This is a genomic window from Bradyrhizobium sp. AS23.2 (assembly GCF_001908185.1).
In the GTDB taxonomy this organism is placed as follows: Bacteria; Pseudomonadota; Alphaproteobacteria; order Rhizobiales; family Xanthobacteraceae; genus Bradyrhizobium.
Map to the genome: position 1 here is coordinate 1 of NZ_LGHM01000093.1, position 20,424 is coordinate 20,424.

General features: G+C 65.7%; 16 protein-coding genes. 15 read left to right on the forward strand and 1 reads right to left on the reverse strand.

The window, feature by feature from the left end; genetic code table 11:
• Positions 1-203: 203 nt before the first annotated feature.
• The gene (locus AC630_RS20420; RefSeq protein ID WP_208867034.1) at positions 204-1,067 is read right to left on the reverse strand and encodes an N-acetylmuramoyl-L-alanine amidase; all 864 of its coding nucleotides are present in this window, start codon (positions 1,065-1,067) and stop codon (positions 204-206) included.
• A 443-nt stretch (positions 1,068-1,510) separates the two neighbouring features.
• Here AC630_RS20420 and rsmH point away from each other — a divergent pair, with 443 nt between their 5' ends.
• From rsmH to ftsZ, 15 genes are all read left to right on the forward strand, one after another.
• Positions 1,511-2,500 (forward strand): 16S rRNA (cytosine(1402)-N(4))-methyltransferase RsmH, encoded by a 990-nt coding sequence (gene rsmH, locus AC630_RS20425; RefSeq protein WP_074120285.1) that lies wholly within the window; start codon positions 1,511-1,513, stop codon positions 2,498-2,500.
• Positions 2,501-2,503: 3 nt separating this feature from the next.
• Positions 2,504-2,896, forward strand: a complete 393-nt coding sequence (gene ftsL / locus AC630_RS20430; RefSeq protein WP_074120271.1) for a cell division protein FtsL — start codon at positions 2,504-2,506, stop codon at positions 2,894-2,896.
• Positions 2,893-4,647, forward strand: a complete 1,755-nt coding sequence (locus AC630_RS20435) for a peptidoglycan D,D-transpeptidase FtsI family protein (RefSeq protein ID WP_074120272.1) — start codon at positions 2,893-2,895, stop codon at positions 4,645-4,647. Before ftsL ends, AC630_RS20435 begins: the two co-directional genes overlap by 4 nt.
• A gap of 83 nt (positions 4,648-4,730) precedes the next feature.
• Positions 4,731-6,188, forward strand: coding sequence for a UDP-N-acetylmuramoyl-L-alanyl-D-glutamate--2,6-diaminopimelate ligase (locus tag AC630_RS20440; RefSeq protein ID WP_074120273.1), 1,458 nt, complete (start codon positions 4,731-4,733; stop codon positions 6,186-6,188).
• Complete coding sequence (locus AC630_RS20445; RefSeq protein ID WP_074120274.1) at positions 6,185-7,564, forward strand: UDP-N-acetylmuramoyl-tripeptide--D-alanyl-D-alanine ligase; 1,380 nt, start codon at positions 6,185-6,187, stop codon at positions 7,562-7,564. The genes AC630_RS20440 and AC630_RS20445 overlap by 4 nt, the downstream gene beginning before the upstream one ends.
• A gap of 192 nt (positions 7,565-7,756) precedes the next feature.
• Positions 7,757-8,860 (forward strand): phospho-N-acetylmuramoyl-pentapeptide-transferase, encoded by a 1,104-nt coding sequence (gene mraY / locus AC630_RS20450; protein WP_074120275.1) that lies wholly within the window; start codon positions 7,757-7,759, stop codon positions 8,858-8,860.
• A gap of 10 nt (positions 8,861-8,870) precedes the next feature.
• Entirely contained in the window at positions 8,871-10,271 is a 1,401-nt protein-coding gene (murD, locus tag AC630_RS20455; protein ID WP_074120276.1) for a UDP-N-acetylmuramoyl-L-alanine--D-glutamate ligase, read from the forward strand.
• Between the two features lie 240 nt (positions 10,272-10,511).
• Positions 10,512-11,663 carry a putative lipid II flippase FtsW gene (gene ftsW / locus AC630_RS20460; protein WP_074120277.1) on the forward strand — a complete coding sequence of 384 codons (1,152 nt, stop codon included), beginning with the start codon at positions 10,512-10,514 and terminating at the stop codon, positions 11,661-11,663.
• Positions 11,664-11,789: 126 nt separating this feature from the next.
• A complete protein-coding gene (gene murG, locus AC630_RS20465; protein WP_074120278.1) occupies positions 11,790-12,875 on the forward strand; it encodes an undecaprenyldiphospho-muramoylpentapeptide beta-N-acetylglucosaminyltransferase in 1,086 nt (361 codons plus the stop codon).
• 120 nt (positions 12,876-12,995) lie between these two features.
• Positions 12,996-14,399 carry a UDP-N-acetylmuramate--L-alanine ligase gene (gene murC / locus AC630_RS20470; protein WP_074120279.1) on the forward strand — a complete coding sequence of 468 codons (1,404 nt, stop codon included), beginning with the start codon at positions 12,996-12,998 and terminating at the stop codon, positions 14,397-14,399.
• Between the two features lie 4 nt (positions 14,400-14,403).
• Positions 14,404-15,324, forward strand: a complete 921-nt coding sequence (gene murB / locus AC630_RS20475; RefSeq protein ID WP_074120280.1) for a UDP-N-acetylmuramate dehydrogenase — start codon at positions 14,404-14,406, stop codon at positions 15,322-15,324.
• Positions 15,325-15,467: 143 nt separating this feature from the next.
• The gene (locus AC630_RS20480; protein ID WP_074120281.1) at positions 15,468-16,454 is read left to right on the forward strand and encodes a D-alanine--D-alanine ligase family protein; all 987 of its coding nucleotides are present in this window, start codon (positions 15,468-15,470) and stop codon (positions 16,452-16,454) included.
• Positions 16,455-16,803: 349 nt separating this feature from the next.
• Positions 16,804-17,820: a cell division protein FtsQ/DivIB gene (locus tag AC630_RS20485; RefSeq protein WP_074120282.1), complete on the forward strand. Its 1,017-nt coding sequence runs from the start codon at positions 16,804-16,806 to the stop codon at positions 17,818-17,820.
• The gene (ftsA, locus tag AC630_RS20490; protein WP_074120283.1) at positions 17,817-19,139 is read left to right on the forward strand and encodes a cell division protein FtsA; all 1,323 of its coding nucleotides are present in this window, start codon (positions 17,817-17,819) and stop codon (positions 19,137-19,139) included. The genes AC630_RS20485 and ftsA overlap by 4 nt, the downstream gene beginning before the upstream one ends.
• 87 nt (positions 19,140-19,226) lie before the next feature.
• The coding region (gene ftsZ / locus AC630_RS20495; protein WP_074120284.1) for a cell division protein FtsZ at positions 19,227-20,424 on the forward strand (1,198 nt) is incomplete at its 3' end.

Genomic DNA, 20,424 nt, shown 5'->3' on the forward strand with positions numbered 1-20,424 from the left:
AGATCAATCCAAAACCTGATCGAGCCGAAATCCATCCCTCAAGATCAGTCACAGTTGAGCCTCAGCCTATGCTGATGGCTCAACCGGACAGCCGTGGGCTTGTCCCGGCCATCCACGTTCTTCCCGCGCGGAGACAAAGACGTGGATGCCCGGGACAAGCCCGGGCATGACGGAGCAAGCGGTCACACTCTCGAACACATCAGCTATTTCGACGCGACCGCAGTCCCTTCCGCCGGCAAGCTCGCCAGCAGCGCCTGCAACGTCGACAGCGTGGAATGGTCCGCGACGCCATCGAGCCGCGCCGGACGGAAGTGGCGCTGGAAGGCGGTGATGACTTCCATCGTCGCGGCGTCGTATTTGCCGTTGAGGGGAACCCCGTAGCCGTATCTGGCGAGCGCCTGCTGCAGGCTCAGCACCGCGTCGCTGATGGTGCCGAGCATCAGTGTCTCGCCGCGCACGACCGGCGCGGGCGTCACCCAGTGACCGACGCCGGAATTAGCCAGCGAATGCCACGGGAATTTTTCGCCGGGATCCTTCTTGCGGGCGGGCGCAACGTCGGAATGGCCGAGCACGCGGTGTGCCGGCACGTTGCGGCGAAGCATGATGCCGCGGCAAAGCGCGATCACGGCGGCGATCTGGCGCAGCGGAAACTCCGGATAGCCCCAGTCATGGCCGCGATTGATGATTTCGATGCCGATCGAGCAGGAGTTGACGTCATCCTCGCCGGCCCAGGACGACACGCCGGCGTGCCAGGCGCGCTTGGCTTCAGGCACGCATTGCACGATGCGGCCGTCCTCCAGCACGACGTAATGCGCCGACACTTCGGTGCCCGCCGTGCACAGCCGCGCCAGCGCTCCCTCGACATCGGGCATGCCGGTGTAGTGCAGCACGATCATGTCCGGCAGCCGTCCCCTGTTGCGCTCGCCATGGTTCGGCGAGGGGATGATGTCGGAGACGATCGAGGAATCCGGCTCGAACGTCCGCATGTTCGCCGCGGCCTTGGGAACCGGGAGAACGCGTTGACGCTTCGAATCAGATCCAGATGGTTTGGACGAACCAGACGACATAGGCAGCTCAAGGCAGACAGAGAGGGTAGCAAGCCCTTCTCTTTACTATTCCTTTACCCTCCGGCGTGCGCAATCGCGCGGCGCGGTTAACGGATGCATTTTGGTCCGGGTGTGTGGATGCGGCATCACCGTCCCCGTCACCTTTTCGACTTGTAACGAGCCGATCAACACTTTCTTAACGCTAAGGGCCGTTACTGAGGGATGAAGAGCCGACCCGCGTCCGGAGGCGGCCAAAGCGTATTTTGGCTCGAAATCCCATGGCTGCCCGTCAAATTCCACTGGGAACACCGGGTTTGCGGCCCGGGACGACCGGGCTTGGTAAACGTGCTGGACAAGGGTTGGGTCGTGGAACCGGCGCGACGTGGAATAATTCGAGGCGTTATGGGCTTGTTCGTCCCCGATCTCGCTTGGGCAATAGGCTGGGCGTTCGGCAGGCGTTTCGCATGAGCTCGGCTCCGCACATCCCCGTTCTTGGCCGCGAGGCGGTCGACCATCTCGCCCCGCGCGAGGGCGGTATCTATGTCGACGCCACTTTCGGCGGTGGCGGTTACAGCCGCGCGATCCTCGATGTGCCGGGAACCCGTCTGATCGCGATCGATCGCGACCGCACCGCAATCGCGGGCGGCGCCGAACTGGTCGAAAGTTCCGCGGGCCGGCTGACGCTGGTCGAGGACCGCTTCTCCAATCTCGCCGAGGTTTGCGCGGCGCAAGGCGTCGATGCCGTCGACGGCGTCGTGATGGATGTCGGGGTGTCCTCGATGCAGCTCGACCAGGCCGGTCGCGGCTTTTCCTTCCGCCTCGACGGTCCGCTCGACATGCGGATGGGGCAGGCGGGGCCGACCGCCGCCGATGTCGTCGCGCGTGCCTCGGAAGGCGATCTCGCCGACATCATCTATCTCCTAGGTGAGGAGCGGCATTCGCGCCGCGTCGCCCGCGCCATCGTGGCGGACCGGGCAGAGACGCCGTTCACGACCACGCGCGCGCTCGCTGATCTCGTCGCCAGGGTGGTTCGCTCGAAACCCGGGGACATTCACCCCGCGACGCGGACGTTCCAGGCCCTGCGCATCTTCGTCAACGAAGAGCTCGAGGAACTCCAGACCGCGCTGGCCGCGGCCGAACGGGTGCTCAAGCCCGGCGGCCGCCTCGTCGTCGTCTCGTTCCATTCGCTGGAAGACCGCATCGTCAAGAATTTCCTCGCCGAACGTTCGAAGACCGGCGGCGGCTCGCGGCACCTGCCGGAAGTGGCGCAGCTTCCGCCGAGCTTCCAGCTGCTGACGCGGCGGCCCGTGATCGCGGGTGAGGACGAGGTTGCGCATAATCCGCGCGCGCGCTCCGCAAAACTTCGCGCCGCCGAGCGCACCTCGGCGCCTGCCCATCACGACGGCGAGCCGTCGCCCTGGCCAAAGCTCTCTGATGTGATGAGGGGCGGCTAGCGCATGCGCATCATCCACCTTCTCGTCATCGGCGCGCTGATCTTCGCGGCCGCCTATGTCTACCGGATCAAAATGGACTCCACTGCGCGCGTGGAAAAAGTGCTGCGGCTGCATGCGGAGATCCGCGAGCAGCGCGATGCGATCGCCTCGCTGCGCTCCGAGTGGGCCAAGCTCGATGCGCCCCTGCGCCTGCAAGGCCTGTCCGAGCGGCATCTGCGGCTCAAGCCGGTCAACGGCACGCAATACGATTCGTTGAAGAACCTGCCCGAGCGTCCGCCGCGGATGTTCGGACCAGGCGAGCCCGACCCGATCGGGGCCATGCTCAACACCATCGAAGCCGCGAGCGACCCGGATACGGTGACGGGTTCCGTGCCTCAGCCCGAGGACAAGCAATGAGCGCTCCGACTCCGGCTAAACCCACCGCGCGGCCAGCTGAGCCCTGGCGGCAGCGGTTGATCCGCAGCCTGCTGTACGGGCGCAATGTCGATCGCGCCGCGAAGGCGCGCGCGCGCGTCGGCCTGGCGATGCTCGCCTTCGCCTCGGTCTACGCCCTGATCGGCGGCCGTCTTGTGATGTTCGCGATCGGTGCCGACGCCCACGGCGCGCGCCGTGCGGCGTCGCAGGAGGTGGTCGCGACCGCGCGGCCCGACATCGTCGACCGCAACGGCGCCATCCTCGCGACCGACGTCAAGGCGGCGAGCCTGTTCGGCGAGCCGCGCCGCATCATCGACAAGGACGAGGCGATCGAGCTTCTGACCGCCACCGTGCCCGACCTCGACGAGGCCGAGGTGCGCGAACGCCTGTCGTCGCGCAAGGGGTTCGTCTGGCTCAAGCGCGAGATCACGCCGAAACAGCAGCAGGACATCCACAAGCTCGGCATTCCCGGCATCGGCTTCCTGCGCGAGAACAAGCGAGTGTATCCGACCGGCAACGAGGTTGCCCACCTCATCGGTCTCGTCAACATCGACAACCAGGGCATCGCCGGCATTGAGAAGTGGCTCGACAATCAAGGGCTCGCCGACCTCCACCGCGCCGGCTTTGCCACCGACCGGCTGCAAAAGCCGATCGAGCTCTCGGTCGATCTGCGCGTCGAGCACGCGCTTCGCGACGAGTTGCTGAAGGCCAAGGAGAAGTTCCACGCCAAGGCGGCCTCCGGCATCGTCTCGAATGTGAAGACCGGCGAGATCGTGGCGATGGTCTCCCTGCCGGACTTCGATCCCAACAATCCGAAGGAAGCGCACGACCCCGACCGCATCAACCGCCTGACGACGGGCGTCTACGAGATGGGCTCGACCTTCAAGGCGTTCACGCTGGCGATGGCGCTCGATTCTGGAAAGATCAATCTCAACTCGTCGTGGGATGCGCGCGGAAACCTGCACTACGGCAAGTTCACCATCCACGACAGCCATCCGCTCGGACGCTTCATCAACACCAAGGAAGTGTTTACCTACTCGTCCAACATCGGCGCCGCACGGATCGCGCTCGGCCAGGGCGTGGAGGCGCACAAGGCGTTCCTCGCCAAGATGGGCCAGCTGACGCGGCTGCGCACCGAGCTGCCCGAGAGCGCGGCGCCGCTGATCCCGCGCCGCTGGAGTGAGCTGAACACGGTCACCGCCGCGTTCGGTCAGGGCCTCTCCGTGGCGCCGCTGCAGGCAGTGATGGGCATCAACGCCCTGGTGAACGGCGGCTACCTGATTCCGCCGACATTCATGAAGCGCAGCGAAGCGGAAGCGGCGGCGCTGGCCAAGCGCGTGATCAAGCAAGATACCAGCGACAAGATGCGGTATTTGATGCGGCTCAATGCCGAAGTCGGCACCGCCAAGACCGCCGACATCAAGGGCTACTACGTCGGCGGCAAGACCGGTACGTCCGAGAAGGTCATCAACGGCCGCTATGCCAAGAAGCGCGTGCTCAACTCCTTCACGGCGATCATGCCGTGCGACGATCCGAAATATCATATCCTGATCATGCTGGACGAGCCGCAGGCGCTGCCTGAAACGCATGGTTTCATCACCTCGGGCTGGAACGCGGTGCCGACCGGCGGCAAGGTAATCGAGCGGATTGCGCCGCTTTTGGGCGTCGAACCGCGATTTGACCTACCGCCGTCCGACCGCCTTATTCTTGCAGCATCCAGGACAACCCAGTAATCAACGGGGTAGGCCATCGCCGCTGCTGAGTCGGAATTTTCCGAAGATTCGGCTTTCCGGCGCGGCATGTCGACTGGAAGACCATGAAGCTGCGTGACGTCCTAGGCAATGATGCCGCAATCGAGCCCGCTGCCGCGGCGCTCGAGGTGACCGGGATTGCGCTCGACAGCCGCGTGGTCAAACCGGGCGATCTGTTCTTCGCGCTTGCGGGCAGCAAGACCGACGGCGCGCGCTTCATCGATGCCGCGATTGCCGCCGGTGCAGTCGCGGTGGTCGGCGACCATGCGCCCGCGATCAGCAAGGTGCCGTTTATCGCCGTCGCCAATCCGCGCCGCGCGCTGGCGCTGGCCGCGGCAAGATTCTTCCCTGCGCAGCCTGCAACCATCGCCGCGGTGACCGGCACCAGTGGCAAGACTTCGGTGGCCGCGTTCACGCGCCAGATCTGGGAGCGGCTTGGCCATGCCTCGGCCAGCATTGGAACCATCGGCCTGGTCTCGCCGAAGCGCACCGTCTATGGCTCCTTGACGACGCCCGACCCGATCGCGCTGCACCGGCAGCTCGACCAGATCGCGCGCGAGGGCGTGACGCATCTCGCCTTCGAGGCGTCCTCGCACGGGCTCGACCAGTATCGCCTCGACGGCGTGCGTGTCGCCGCCGGCGGCTTCACCAATCTCTCGCGCGATCACATGGACTACCATCCGACCGTCGCGCATTATCTCGCGGCCAAGCTCCGTCTGTTCCGTGAATTGGTCCAGCCGGGCGGCCCAGCCGTGATCTCGGCCGATCATGATTGTTCGGCGGAGGCGATCGAAGCGGCGACATCGCGCGGCCTGCGCGTGATGGCGGTGGGCCGCAACGGCGACGGCGCAGGCGAGGGCATCCGTCTTGCCAATGCCGAGATCGATGGTTTTTCGCAAGTGCTCGCGGTCGAGCGTCGCGGTAAGCGCCATGCGATCCGGCTGCCGCTGGTTGGCGAGTTCCAGATCGAGAACGCGCTGGTGTCGGCCGGTCTTGCGATCGGCACTGGCAGCGATGCAGCAAACGTGTTTGCAAGCCTCGAGCATCTCGAGGGTGCCAAGGGCCGGCTCGAACGCGTCGGCGAGCGCAACGGCGCGCCGATCTTCGTCGACTACGCGCACAAGCCGGATGCGCTGGCGAAGGCGCTGCAGGCGCTGCGACCCTACGCCAAGCGCAGGCTGGTCGTCGTGTTCGGCGCCGGCGGCGATCGCGATGCCGGCAAGCGTCCGATCATGGGCGAGATCGCGGCGGAGAATGCCGACGGCGTCATCATCACCGACGACAATCCGCGCAGCGAGAAGCCGGAAGACATTCGCGCCGCGATCCTCGCGACCGCCAAGGGCGCCAGGGAAATCGGCGACCGTGCCGCAGCGATCCGCGCCGCGATCGAGGAATTGGAAGATGGCGATGCGCTGCTGATCGCCGGCAAGGGACATGAGACCGGGCAAATCGTCGGCAGCCAGGTGCTGCCCTTCAGTGATCACGAGGCGGTCGCCGCCGCATTAGCGTCGAGGATTGCATGAGCGCGCCAATATGGACGGTTGCCGAAGTGGCGCGAGCCCTGGGCGCTGCCGGGTCATTCCCGGACACGCCGATCGAGTTCGCTACCCAGGACAGCCGTCTGGTGAAACCGGGCAGCCTGTTCGTCGCGCTGAGCGGCACGCCGAGCGGCGGCTTCATCTCCGCATTCGCCAGCGCGCGTGACGGCTGGGAGTTCGCGGACAAGGCGGAAGCCTCGGGCGCAGTGGCGATGATCGTGCCGCACGAGATCGCAGGCATCCGCATCCCGCAGATCGTCGTGAAGGACACGCTGATCGACGGCCTCTGGGGCCTGGCGCGCGCCGCCCGCGCACGCTTCGACGGGCCGGTGATCGGGCTCACCGGCAGTGCCGGCAAGACCAGCACCAAGGAATTTCTGGCCGCCTATCCGGATGCCTATGCGAGCCCGTCGAGCTTCAACAATTTCTGGGGCGTGCCGCTGACGCTGTGCAACGCGCGGCCCGACGCCAGCCTCTGGGTCGTCGAGATGGGCATGAACCAGACCGGCGAGATCGCGCGGCTCAGCGAGCTGACGCGGCCGACGGTTGCGCTCGTCGTCAACGTCCAGCCTGTGCATCTGGAGAAGCTCGGCTCGCTCGAAGCCATCCGGCGCGAGAAGGTGTCGATCGCGCTCGGCCTGCCGGAGGACGGCGTGCTGGTGCTGCCGGCAGGGATCAAGGCGGCCGAATGGAAGGGCAAGGTCGTGCGCTTCGGCGAGCATGCCGAAGTGCACGAGGTCAAGCACGCGCCGCATGGTGAGAGCTGGCAGGTCGTGGCTCGGGTCGGCAAGAAGGAGATCGCATTCAGCCTGACGCCGGGTGCCCCGCATCGGGTGCAGAATGCGCTGGCTGCGCTCGCCGCGATCCGCGCGGCGAACCTCGATGCCGCGACGCTTGCGATCAAGCTCGACCGGGTCGGCATCATGACCGGCCGCGGCGTCGAGCAGGCAGTCGGCGGCGTCACCGTGATCGACGACAGTTTCAACGGCAATCCGGCGAGCGTCACTGCTGCGCTGCAAAGCCTGCAGGCGCGCAATGTGACCGACGGCCGCCGCATTGCCGTGCTCGGCGACATGCTGGAACTGGGCGACGACGCACCAAGCTACCACACCGGCCTCGCCAGGCATCTCGACGGCATCGACGGCGTCTACTGCGTCGGGCCGCTGATGCGCCACCTCTATGACGTGCTGCCGGCCGGCAAGGGCCTCGGCTGGCACGACGATCCCGCCACGCTGAAGCCGGGCGAGGTCGCAAATCTGCTGAAGTCAGGCGATGTCGTGGTTGTCAAGGGCAGCAAGAAGATGTTCTGGGTCAACAAGTTTGTGCCGGGCCTAGTGGCCGCCTTGCAGGCAAAGGCGTAAACTGCTTGGAAGGCGCTGTTCCCGAATCCCACCCTTTGCGGCGCGAAGCCGACCGGTTTCATAGAGGTCGCCTGACCCCGTGATGAAGACCAGCGAATGCGCGTGAGACACGTTGAGGCCAAGGTCGATGCCAAGATGGATGTCAAGATCGAGACCAGGGCTGCGTACGAAAGGCGCCATAGGACCGTCTGAATGTTTTACTGGCTGATCGAGCTCTCCAACACATTTCCGGGTTACGGTGCAGTTCGCACCGTTCTGAACGTCTTCCGTTACATCACCTTCCGCACCGGCGGCGCCGTCGTCACCGGCGCGCTGTTCGTGTTCCTGTTCGGACCCTGGATCATCGACCATCTGCGCATCCGCCAGGGCAAGGGCCAGCCGATCCGCGCCGACGGCCCGCAATCGCATCTTGCCAAGAAGGGCACGCCCACCATGGGCGGGCTGATGATCCTGTCGGGCCTCACGGTCGGCACGGTACTGTGGGCCAATCCGCTCAACCCCTACGTCTGGATCGTGCTCGCGGTGACGCTCGGCTTCGGCTTCGTCGGCTTCTATGACGACTATCTCAAGGTGACCAAGCAGACCACGAGCGGCTTCGGCGGCAAGCTTCGCCTGCTGATCGAGGCGGCCATCGCGCTCGTCGCCTGCTACGCGCTGGTGCGGCTGAATCGCGATCCCGCGTCGACTGCGCTGACGATTCCCTTCTTGAAGGACACCGTGCTGCATTTCGGCTGGTTCTTCGTCGTCTTCGGTGCCTTCGTCATCGTCGGTGCCGGCAATGCGGTGAATCTCACCGACGGTCTCGACGGCCTTGCCATCGTGCCGGTGATGATCGCGACCGCGAGCTTTGCGATGATCGCCTATCTCGCCGGCAACGCGGTGTTCGCCGACTATCTCCAGATCAAATATGTCGCCGGCACCGGCGAACTCGCAGTGCTCTGCGGCGCGCTGCTGGGCGCCGGCCTCGGTTTCCTCTGGTTCAACGCGCCCCCGGCCTCGATCTTCATGGGCGACACCGGCTCGCTCGCGCTCGGCGGCATGCTGGGTTCGATCGCGGTTGCAGTGAAGCACGAGATCGTGCTCGCGGTGATCGGCGGCCTGTTCGTGCTGGAGGCTGTCTCCGTCATCGTGCAGGTGGTGTCGTTCAAGCTCACCGGCAAGCGCATCTTCCGGATGGCGCCGATCCATCACCATTTCGAGCAGCTCGGCTGGACCGAGCCGCAGATCGTGATCCGCTTCTGGATCATCTCAGTGATGCTGGCGCTCGCCGGTCTGTCGACGCTGAAGCTGCGGTAACGGTCACGCCATGATCCCCGTCACTTCCTTCGCCGGCAAAACGGTCGCGGTGTTCGGTCTCGGCGGCTCGGGGCTCGCTTCCTGCGATGCGCTCAAGGCCGGCGGCGCCGAGGTGATCGCCGCCGACGACAATGCCGAGAACGTCGCCAAGGCGGCGCAGGCCGGTTTCATCACCGCGGATCTGCGCAACGTCTCCTGGGTGAATTTCGCGGCCCTCGTGCTCGCGCCCGGCGTGCCGCTGACCCATCCGGTGCCGCACTGGAGCGTGCTGAAGGCGCGCGAGGCCGGTGTCGAGGTGATCGGCGACATCGAGCTGTTCTGCCGCGAGCGGCGGCGGCATGCGCCGAACGCGCCGTTCGTCGCGATCACCGGCACCAACGGCAAGTCGACCACGACGGCGCTGATCGCGCATCTGACCAAAGTTGCCGGCTACGACACCCAGATGGGCGGCAATATCGGCACTGCGATCCTGTCGCTGGAGCCGCCGCGCATGGGCCGCGTCCACGTCATCGAGATGTCGTCCTACCAGATCGACCTCACGCCGTCGCTCGATTCCTCCGTCGGCATCCTGCTCAATGTCAGCGAGGATCACATCGACCGTCACGGCACGATCGAGCACTACGCCGCGGTGAAGGAGCGCCTCGTCGCCGGCGTGCAGGCAGGCGGTACCGCGATCGTCGGCGTCGACGACGGCTGGTGCCGTAACATCGCCGACCGTCTCGACCGCGCCGGCAAGAAGGTCGAGCGCATCTCGGTCCGGAATCCGCTGGCGAGCGGCATCTATGTCGAGCACGGCACCATCGTGCGCGCCTCGGGCGGGGCCCGCAGCGAAGTCGCCATGCTCGGTGGCATCGGCTCGCTGCGCGGCCAGCACAACGCGCAGAACGCGGCCTGCGCAGCCGCCGCCGCGCTTGCAATGGGCATCAGCCTGGATGTGCTTCAAAACGGCCTGCGCAGCTTCCCCGGCCTCGCGCATCGCATGGAGCAGGTCGGCCGCCGCGGCAATGTGCTGTTCGTCAACGACTCCAAGGGTACCAACGCCGACGCCACCGCGCATGCGCTGTCCTCATTCGCCGACATCTTCTGGATCGCCGGCGGCAAACCGAAGGCGGGCGGCATCACTGGCCTCACCGGCTTCTTCCCGCGCATCCGCAAGGCCTATCTGATCGGCGAGGCCGCGCAGGAGTTTTCCGGCACATTGGGCACGCAGGTGGCGCACGAGATCAGCCAGACGCTCGATGTCGCGGTCGAACAAGCTGCGCGCGACGCGGAAGTGTCAGGTCTTGCGGACGCCGTCGTGCTCTTGTCGCCGGCCTGCGCCTCGTTCGACCAATACCGCAACTTCGAAATCCGCGGCGCTGCGTTTCGCGATCTGGTGCAGGCGCTGCCGGGTGTGAAGCCGGTGGTGTAAAGGCTCTCGTGTCCCGGACGCGGCGCGGCACGAAGTGACGCACCGCAGAGCCGGGACCCAGGAAGCCGCAATGGGCCCCGGCTCAGCAGCGCACCGCCATAGCGTGTCGAAGACGCGCGTAAACGCGCTTATGGCGCTGCGCTCCGTCCGGGGCTCTTCAAAACTTGAACGGTCCATTAACCCCCCGGTAACCAACCTCGGCGACCAATGGGCAGACCTCTGTCCGAAGGCCGGCCGCCCATGCTCTCCCGTGAAGAACGTACCCCCTTTTCCGAGTGGTGGTGGACCGTCGACAAGCCGCTGATGGGCGCCATCCTGGCGCTGATGCTGACCGGCGTGATCCTGTCGCTGGCGGCGAGCCCGCCGGTTGCGACCCGCATCGGGCTCGATCCCTTCCATTTCTTCAGCCGCCACGTGATGTTCCTGGCGCCGTCCTGCATGGTGCTGCTCGGGGTGTCCTTCCTGTCGCCGCGGTCGATCCGCCGAAGCGCGCTGATCATCTTCACGATCAGCATCATCCTGATCGTGGTGACGCTCGCGATTGGCCCCGAGGTGAAGGGCTCGCGGCGCTGGATCACGCTGCTCGGCGTCAACATCCAGGCCTCCGAAATCGCAAAGCCCTCGTTCGTCGTCATCGCCGCCTGGCTGTTCGCGGAATCGACCAAGCGGCCGGAGATGCCGGCGACCTCGATGGCGCTGGTGCTGCTGCTGATGCTGGTGTCGCTCCTGGTGATGGAGCCCGATTTCGGCCAGACCATGCTGATCCTGATGGTGTGGGGCTCGCTGTTCTTTATCGCAGGCATGCGCATGATCTGGGTGTTCGGGCTTGCGGGCGCCGCAGCGGCCGGCCTGTTCAGCGCCTATCTGTTCGTTCCGCACGTTGCCGGCCGCATCAAGCGCTTCATGAATCCGGCCTCCGGCGATACCTTCCAGGTCGATACCGCCATGGAAGCCTTCTACAACGGCGGCTGGTTCGGGCTCGGGCCGGGCGAGGGCATCGCCAAGCGCAGCCTGCCGGATAGCCACACCGACTTCGTGTTCGCGGTCGCCGCCGAGGAGTTCGGCATCATCCTGTGTCTTGCAATGCTGGCACTGTTCGCCTTCGTGGTCATCCACACGCTGTCGCGCGCCTATGCCAATGAGGACATGTTCTCGCGCTTCGCTGCCTCGGGCCTTGCGATCCTGTTCGGTGTGCAGGCGGCGATCAACATGTCGGTCAACCTTCAGCTCATTCCCGCCAAGGGCATGACGCTGCCTTTCATCTCGTATGGCGGCTCCTCGATCGTGTCGCTCGCCTATGGCGTCGGCATGATGCTGGCCTTGACGCGGCTGCGCCCGCGCACCGAGGTCGAGGCCAGCGGCCACGCCGATGCGATGCGCAGCTACGCTTAGTCATTGCGAGGAGCGAAGCGACGAAGCAATCCAGAATCCCTCCGCGGTGACAGTCTGGATTGCTTCGCTGCGCTCGCAATGACAGGAGAGACCTTGTAAAACCTCCAGCCATGGACACGTCCCCCCCTGATTCTTCTCGCCGCGGGCGGCACCGGTGGCCACCTGTTTCCGGCCGAGGCGCTTGCCGTCGAACTGATCCGGCGCGGCTTTCGCGTCCGCCTCGTCACGGACGACCGGGCGCTGCGCTATAGCGGACTGTTCAGCAAGGACATGATCGACGTCGTCTCGAGTGAGACCGCGCGCGGCCGCAATCCGTTCCAGCTCGCCTATGCCGGTCTCACGCTCGCCGCTGGCACGCTCTCTGCGTATCGCCTGATCAAGCGGTTGAAGCCCGTCGCCGTCGTCGGCTTCGGTGGTTATCCGACGCTGCCGCCGCTGGTCGCAGCAAAGTTCGCCGGTTTGCCCAGCATCATTCACGAGGCCAATGCGGTGCTCGGCCGCGCCAACCGGTTCCTGTCGAGCCGCGTCCGCGCCATTGCGACGTCGTTACCCGGCGTGCTCGACCGGGATCCGGCGCTTGCCGGCAAGACCACGACGGTCGGCACGCCGATGCGTCCGGCAATCCTCGCTGCGGCTGCCGTGAAATATGCCGCGCCTGAAGTGAACGGCCCGCTGCGTCTGCTCGTCGTCGGTGGCAGCCAGGGCGCGCGCATCATGGCCGACATCGTGCCGGGCGCGATCGAGCGTATCGAGCCTGCGCTGTGGGGCCGGCTCATCCTCACCCAGCAGGTGCGCGATGAGGACATGACGCGCGTGCGCGCGGTCTACGACAAGCTCAAGATCAATGCAGAGCTCGCGCCGTTCTTCACGGATCTTCCGGCACGGCTCGCCTCCAACCATCTGGTGGTGTCGCGTTCCGGCGCCGGTACCGTGGCCGAGCTCGCCGCGATCGGACGGCCCTCGATCCTGGTGCCGCTGCCGGGCTCGATCGACCAGGACCAGTTCGCCAATGCCGGCGTGCTGGCCAAGGTCGACGGTGCGATCCGTATCCCGCAGACCGAGTTCACCTCCGATCGGCTGGCCGCCGAGATCTCCGCCTTTGCCGCCGAGCCTGTGCGCCTCGCGACCATGGCGCAGGCTGCCCGCGGCGCCGGCCGGCTCGATGCGGCCGAACGGCTGGCCGATCTGGTGGTCAAAGTCGCGGGAATCTGACGCGAAAAAGCCCTTGTCTTAGCCTTCTAAAGCGGGGCATCCAGTAGGAAAGGCGCGGCTGATTTGGCCGTGATCTTCGCCAGACGCCGTCCTTCAGGCGGCGATGTTAGGGAACAGAGCATGAGACTGCCGCGCGAGATCGGACCCATCCACTTCGTCGGGATCGGCGGGATCGGCATGAGCGGCATTGCCGAGGTGCTGGTCAATCTCGGCTATGCAGTGCAGGGCTCGGACGCCTCCGACAATTACAATCTCGATCGGCTGCGCAAGAAGGGCGCAAAGGTCTCGGTCGGCCACAAGGCAGAGAACGTCGACGGTGCCGAGGTCGTCGTGGTGTCCAGCGCGATCAAGCGCGACAATCCGGAACTGATGGCGGCGCGCGAACGGCGCATTCCCGTGGTGCGCCGCGCCGAGATGCTGGCCGAGCTGATGAGGCTGAAGAGCTGCGTCGCCATCGCCGGCACGCATGGCAAGACCACCACGACGACGATGGTCGCAACGCTGCTCGATGCCGGTGGCCTCGATCCCACCGTGATCAACGGCGGCATCATCAATGCCTACGGCTCCAACGCACGGCTCGGCGCCGGCGAATGGATGGTGGTGGAGGCCGACGAGAGCGACGGCACGTTTCTGAAGCTGCCGACCGATGTCGCGATCGTCACCAATGTCGATCCTGAGCATCTCGATCACTTCAAGACCTTCGACGCCGTGCAGGACGCATTCCGCCATTTCGTCGAGAACCTGCCGTTCTACGGCTTCGCCGTGATGTGCATCGATCATCCCGTGGTGCAGAGCCTCGTCGGGAAGATCGAAGATCGCCGCATCATCACCTATGGCGAAAATCCGCAGGCCGATGCGCGGCTGGTCGATCTCACCCCGATGGGCGGCGGATCGAAGTTCAAGGTCGCGTTCCGCAATCGCAAGACTGGCGCTGTGCACGAGATCGCAGATCTCATGCTGCCGATGCCGGGACGCCACAACGCCTCCAACGCGACGGCCGCGATTGCGGTTGCGCGCGAGCTCGGCGTCTCCGACGAGGCTATCCGCAGGGCGATCGCGGGCTTTGGCGGCGTCAAGCGCCGCTTCACCAAGACGGGTGAATGGAACGGCGTCACCGTGATCGATGATTACGGCCACCACCCCGTCGAGATCGCGGCGGTGCTGAAGGCGGCGCGGGAATCCACCAACGGCAAGATCATCGCCGTGGTGCAGCCGCATCGCTACACCCGCCTGCAATCGCTGTTCGAAGAATTTTGCACCTGCTTCAATGATGCGGATGCAGTGATCGTCGCCGACGTCTATGCCGCAGGCGAGGCCCCGATCGAAGGCGTCGACCGCGATCATTTCGTCGCGGGCCTGCGCGCGCACGGCCATCGCGAGGTGATCCCGCTGCCGGCGGCCTCCGAGCTCGCGGGCATCGTCAAGGGGCTTGCGAAGTCCGGCGATCTCGTCGTGTGCCTGGGCGCCGGCAACATCACGCAGTGGGCGTATGCATTGCCGGGCGAATTGAAGTCGCTGGGGTAGGGCGGTGAGCTTCCCCGACATCACGCCTGATCTCAAAGCCGCGATGCCGGATCTGCGCGGCCGGCTGCTTGCCAACCAGTCGCTCGCCGAGCTCACCTGGTTTCGCGTCGGCGGTCCCGCGCAGGTGCTGTTCACGCCGGCGGACGAGGACGATCTTGCGTACTTCCTCGCGCATCTCGCCAGCGACATCCCCGTCTATGTCGTCGGTGTCGGCTCCAACCTCATCGTACGCGACGGCGGCATCGCCGGCGTCGTGATTCGTCTCGCGCCGCGGGCCTTTGGCGAGGCGAGTGCAAGCGGCGATATCGTCACTGCAGGCGCTGCCGCGCTCGACAAGCGCGTGGCGGAAGTGGCGGCTTCGGCCAATATCGGCGGGCTCGAATTCTATTTCGGCATTCCCGGCACGATCGGCGGCGCGCTGCGCATGAATGCGGGCGCCAATGGCGGTGAGACCAAGGACGTGCTGATCGAGGCGCGAGGCGTCGGGCGCGACGGCACGAAGCACGTCTTCTCCAACGCCGGCATGAAATTCGTCTACCGCAACAGCGGCGTCGATCCCTCCATCATCTTCACCTCCGCGCGCTTCCGCGGCGAGATCAGGGATCCAGATACGATCCGCGCGCGCATGGCGGAGGTGCAGACCCATCGCGAGACGGCGCAGCCGATCCGCGAAAAGACCGGCGGCTCGACCTTCAAGAATCCGCCCGGCCATTCCGCCTGGAAGCTGGTCGACGCCGCCGGCTGCCGGGGCCTGCGCGTCGGCGGCGCTCAGGTGTCGGAGATGCACTGCAATTTCCTGATCAACACGGGCGAGGCCACCGCGCACGACATCGAGACGCTCGGCGAGACCGTGCGCGAACGCGTCAAGGCGAATTCCGGAATTGAGCTACACTGGGAAATCAAGCGGATCGGGGTTTCGGCGTGAGTGTCATTCCGGGGCTCGCGAAGCGAGAGCCATGATGCGCAATTGCGCATCAGAGAATCCATACTCACGATCGTGGTTATGGATTCCGGGCCTGCGGCTTACGGCGCATCCCGGAATGACGAAGCAGATAGGTAACTGAAGACATGCGCATCACCATCCTCTTCGGCGGCTCCAACCGCGAACGTCTGGTTTCGGTCGCGTCAGCCCAGGCACTGCATCAGGCGCTGCCTGAGGCCGAGCTCTGGTGGTGGGACGTCGAGGACAAGGTGCATGTCGTTCAGTCCAGGCAGCTGCTCAAACACGCCCGTCCGTTCGAGGACGAGTTCAAGCCCGGCACGCGCGGCGTTCCGCTGGAGCAGGCGCTCGACCGGGCCAAGGCGGAAGGCCGCGTGCTGGTGCTCGGCCTGCATGGTGGCCGCGCCGAGAACGGCGAATTGCAGGTGATGTGCGAGGCGCGCGGCGTGCCCTTCACCGGCTCGGGCTCGGCCTCCTCACATCTCGCCTTCGACAAGATTGCAGCGAAGCGGTTCGCCGCGCTCGGCGGCGTGACGCCACCGGCAAACGTTGCTCTGGACAACATCGACGAGGCCTTCGCCGAATACGGGCGGCTGATCGCAAAGCCGGCGCGCGACGGGTCGAGCTATGGCCTGATCTTCGTCAATGCGAAGCAGGATCTCGTCGCCGTCCGCAATGCGGCCAAGCACGAAGAGTATGTCATCGAGCCCTACATCGCCGGCGTCGAGGCGACCTGCGGTGTGCTGGAGCGGCCTGATGGGTCGATCATCTCGCTGCCGCCGATCGAGATCATTCCGGGCGAGGGCAATTTCGATTACGCGGCGAAATATCTCTTGAAGTCCACCCAGGAGATCTGCCCCGGCCGTTTCGCGCCCGAGATCACTGCCGCACTGAAGGAGCAGGCGATGCTGGCCCATCGCGCGATGTCCTGCACCGGCTACTCCCGCTCGGACTTCATCGTCTCGGACAAGGGCCTGGTCTATCTCGAAACCAACACGCTGCCCGGGCTGACCAAGTCCTCGCTCTACCCCAAGGCGCTGAAAGCCGAGGGCATCGAGTTCGTCGACTTCCTGCGCGGCCTGGTCGAGCTCGCGGAACAGCGGGTGCGGAAATAATTAGGACTGGTTAACGGCCAACAGGGCGAAAGGGCCCGCTTTGGGGCCCAAAACCGGTAAAATGCCGGTCATCGCGGCATAAAGGCCTCAAATTGCGGGGCAAAAAGCGCCGGACGTTAACGAAGTTTACCTTTTGTTTACCAGGACGTCCGAAGGTTAACGCTGGCGGCGCATATGGCGTTTTGGCTGCCGGCGCGTGAGCTGTCGTGGGTGATGTCACCTCCAGCGCACGCTTTGAAGGGGAGAGGCTTCTTCTGCTGAAGACCAGCACCCGGCCCGGCAAGTTCGACACGTCATGTTCGCCAGGACCCGCGCGATGTCGCGGGCAAACTGTTGACGAGCTCGTGCAATGGATCGTGCAGGAAGCCTCACCCGGTCGCTTTTCAGATCGCTGAGGCCCCAAGCTGACCTGAAGGCGGCCGCTGTTGGAGCGGTCGTGCTTCTGCGCGAGTGGGTGCAGGACAAGCGCATTGAGGCGCGCGCTGCCGCCAAGATCAGGAACAAGGCCAAGGCCGTCGTCGAACGCGAGCCGCCGCCGCGCGTCGTCGCGCTGGTCGAACGCTATCTGCCGCGCCGGGTCGGAATCAGCATGACCGTGCTGCTGCTGATCGGAAGCTGCGGCTTCGGCATCGTCAAGGGCGGCCATCTCCAGGACTTCATCACCGCGGTCAGCGACGCCCGCAACGCGATGGCCAATTCCGCCGGCTTCCGCATCACCTCGGTCGTGATCAACGGCCGCAAGCAGCTCACTCAGGACGAGATCCTCGCGATTGGTGGCGTCAGCGGCCGCTCCTCGCTGCTGTTCCTCGATGCCGACGCCGTGCGCGACAAGCTCAAGGCCAATCCATGGATCGCGGATGCGACCGTGCTGAAGCTTTATCCGGGCCAGCTCATGATCGAGCTCACCGAGCGCAAGGCGTTCGCGCTGTGGCAGGAGGCCGGCCGGCTCTCCGTCATCGCCGATGACGGCGCCGTGCTCGAGCCCTATGTCTCCCGCCGGTTCCTGTCGTTACCGCTCGTGGTCGGCAAGGGCGCCGAAACCAAAGCCCGCGACTTCCTCGCCCTGCTGGCCCGCTATCCGCAGGTCAATTCGGTGACCAAGGCTGCGATCTTCGTCGGCGAGCGGCGCTGGAACCTGAGGCTCAAGGACGGCCTCGACGTCCGCCTGCCCGAGCAGGACGTTGGCAACGCGCTCGCGATGCTCTCCAAGCTCGACAAGGACGACAAGCTGTTCTCCCGTGACATCGTCGCCGTCGACATGCGCCTGCCCGATCGGCTGGTGGTGCAGCTGTCCGACGACGCCGCGAAGGCGCGCGAGGATCAGTTCAAGGACAAGAAGAAAAAGAAGGCCGGGGATTCCGCATGACCGGTCTCGATCGCACCCAGACGCCGAAGACGCGCCCGATGCCGCACAAGCGCAGCGGCATCGTCGCCTGCCTCGATATCGGCACCAGCAAGATCGCCTGCATGATCGCGCGGCTGAAGCCGTCGGCACCGAGCGAGGCCCTGCGCGGCCGCACCCACGCGGTGGAACTGATCGGCTACAGCCAGATCCAGTCGCGCGGCATGAAGGCCGGCGCGGTGGTCGATCTCGCCGAGTGCGAGCAGGCGGTGCGTCAGGCCGTCGGGCTTGCGGAGAAAATGGCCAAGGTGCGGGTCGAGTCCGTGCTGCTGTCGGTGTCCGGCGGCCGGCTTTCCGGCCAGCTGGTCGAGGCTGCGGCCGACATCCGCGGCGGGGCGGTGACCCCGGCCGATGTCAGCCGGGTCACCTCCACCGGCATGCGCCACGCTACCGGCGAGGGCCGCACCGTGCTGCACGCGCTGCCGGTCGGCTACACGCTCGACGGAGTCAAAGGCATCCGCGATCCTCGCGGCATGGTCGCGCATCAATTCGGTGTCGACATGAACGTCGTCACCTGTGACGCCACAGTGGCACGGAACCTGATGCTGGCGGTGGAGCGCTGCCACATCAATGTCGAAGCCATGGCGGCGAGCCCCTATGTGGCCGGCCTGTCGGTGCTGACCGACGACGAGGCCGATCTCGGCGCCGCTGTTGTCGAGATGGGCGCTGGCACCACCACGATCGCGGTCTATTCCGGCGGCCGCTTCGTGCATGCGGCGGGTTTTGCGGTCGGCGGGCAACACATCACGATGGATCTCGCGCGCGGACTCTCCGCGACCATTGCCGATGCCGAGCGAATCAAGACGTTATACGGTACCGTCATCACCGGCGGATCGGACTCGCGTGAGCTGATGTCTGTGCCGACAGCCGGTGACGAGCAGGATCTGCCGCAGATCGTCTCCCGCGCCACCATCGCCAATATCGTCAAGCACCGTGCCGAGGAAGTCTTCGAGATGATTCGGGACAAGCTGAAGGATTCGCCCTTCGCCTCAGAGCCGAACGGCCGCGTCGTGCTCTCGGGCGGCGCCTCGCAGCTCACCGGCCTCGTCGAACTCGGTACGCAAATTCTCGGCCGGCCCGTGCGGGTCGGACGCCCGCTCGGTTTCGGCCGGTTGCCCAATGAGGCGAAGAACGCCGCCTTCGCGGTGCCGGCCGGACTCCTCGTCTACCCGCAATATGTTCACCTCGAACATGTCGAACCGCGGCATACGCGGCAGCAGGTCAGGACAGGGACCGGCGGTTATTTCGGAAAGGTCGGACGATGGCTACGCGAGGGCTTCTGATGACTCCTTTCCGCAATTCCCGATTTTCACCAACTCCCGCGGCCGCCGGCCGGGGCGAACCCACGCGCGCGTGATCGAGAGGCAACCATGACCATCAGCATCAATGTTCCTGATATTCACGAACTGAAGCCCCGGATCACCGTGTTTGGCGTCGGCGGCGCCGGTGGCAACGCCGTCAACAACATGATCACGGCGGGCCTCCAGGGCGTCGATTTCGTGGTCGCCAACACCGACGCGCAGGCGCTGACGATGTCGAAGGCGCAGCGCATCGTGCAGATGGGAACGGCGGTCACGCAGGGCCTCGGCGCCGGCTCGCAGCCGAACGTCGGCGCGGCGGCGGCGGAAGAGGTGATCGACGAGCTGCGCGACCATCTCTCCGGCGCCAACATGGTGTTCGTCACCGCCGGCATGGGCGGTGGCACCGGAACCGGTGCAGCTCCGGTGATCGCCAAGACGGCGCGCGAGATGGGCATCCTCACCGTCGGCGTCGTCACCAAGCCCTTCCACTTCGAAGGCGGCCGTCGCATGCGCACCGCTGAAGCCGGCATCAACGAGCTTCACAAGGTGGTCGACACGCTCCTGATCATCCCGAACCAGAACCTGTTCCGGGTCGCGAACGAAAAGACCACCTTCGCCGACGCCTTCGCGATGGCCGACCAGGTGCTCTACTCGGGCGTCGCCTGCATCACCGACCTGATGGTCAAGGAAGGCCTGATCAACCTCGACTTCGCCGACGTCCGCGCCGTCATGCGCGAGATGGGCAAGGCGATGATGGGCACGGGCGAAGCCTCCGGCGACAAGCGCGCGCTGACCGCCGCTGAAGCTGCGATCGCCAACCCGCTGATCGACGACAGCTCGATGAAGGGCGCCAAGGGCCTTCTCATCTCCATCACCGGCGGCAAGGACCTCACCCTGTTCGAGGTCGACGAAGCCGCGACCCGCATCCGCGAGGAGGTCGACCAGGACGCCAACATCATCGTCGGCGCCACCTTCGACGAAGCGCTCGACGGCCTGATCCGCGTCTCGGTCGTCGCCACCGGCATCGAGCAGGCGGCGATCGCCCGCAACAGCCAGGCCTCCAGCGCTCCGGTTGCGAACGCCGCGCCACAGGTGCAGCAGGCTCCCGCTGCGCCGGCCGCTGTCGCCGAGAGCCGTCTCGCCGACCTGACTGCCCGGCTCCGTGCCGACAACCAGCGTTTGGCCGAACGTGCCCAGAAGCTGGAAGGGCAGATTCCGGCCGGCGCGCCGGCTCCGGTTGGCGCCGCGCCCCGCCCCAACGTTGAGC

Coding starts and splice junctions, on each gene's coding strand:
- AC630_RS20420 (WP_208867034.1), bottom strand. CDS start 1,067: ATGTCGTCTGGTTCGTCCAAACCATCTGGATCTGATTCGAAGCGTCAA.
- rsmH (WP_074120285.1), top strand. CDS start 1,511: ATGAGCTCGGCTCCGCACATCCCCGTTCTTGGCCGCGAGGCGGTCGAC.
- ftsL (WP_074120271.1), top strand. CDS start 2,504: ATGCGCATCATCCACCTTCTCGTCATCGGCGCGCTGATCTTCGCGGCC.
- AC630_RS20435 (WP_074120272.1), top strand. CDS start 2,893: ATGAGCGCTCCGACTCCGGCTAAACCCACCGCGCGGCCAGCTGAGCCC.
- AC630_RS20440 (WP_074120273.1), top strand. CDS start 4,731: ATGAAGCTGCGTGACGTCCTAGGCAATGATGCCGCAATCGAGCCCGCT.
- AC630_RS20445 (WP_074120274.1), top strand. CDS start 6,185: ATGAGCGCGCCAATATGGACGGTTGCCGAAGTGGCGCGAGCCCTGGGC.
- mraY (WP_074120275.1), top strand. CDS start 7,757: ATGTTTTACTGGCTGATCGAGCTCTCCAACACATTTCCGGGTTACGGT.
- murD (WP_074120276.1), top strand. CDS start 8,871: ATGATCCCCGTCACTTCCTTCGCCGGCAAAACGGTCGCGGTGTTCGGT.
- ftsW (WP_074120277.1), top strand. CDS start 10,512: ATGCTCTCCCGTGAAGAACGTACCCCCTTTTCCGAGTGGTGGTGGACC.
- murC (WP_074120279.1), top strand. CDS start 12,996: ATGAGACTGCCGCGCGAGATCGGACCCATCCACTTCGTCGGGATCGGC.
- AC630_RS20480 (WP_074120281.1), top strand. CDS start 15,468: ATGCGCATCACCATCCTCTTCGGCGGCTCCAACCGCGAACGTCTGGTT.
- AC630_RS20485 (WP_074120282.1), top strand. CDS start 16,804: ATGGATCGTGCAGGAAGCCTCACCCGGTCGCTTTTCAGATCGCTGAGG.
- ftsA (WP_074120283.1), top strand. CDS start 17,817: ATGACCGGTCTCGATCGCACCCAGACGCCGAAGACGCGCCCGATGCCG.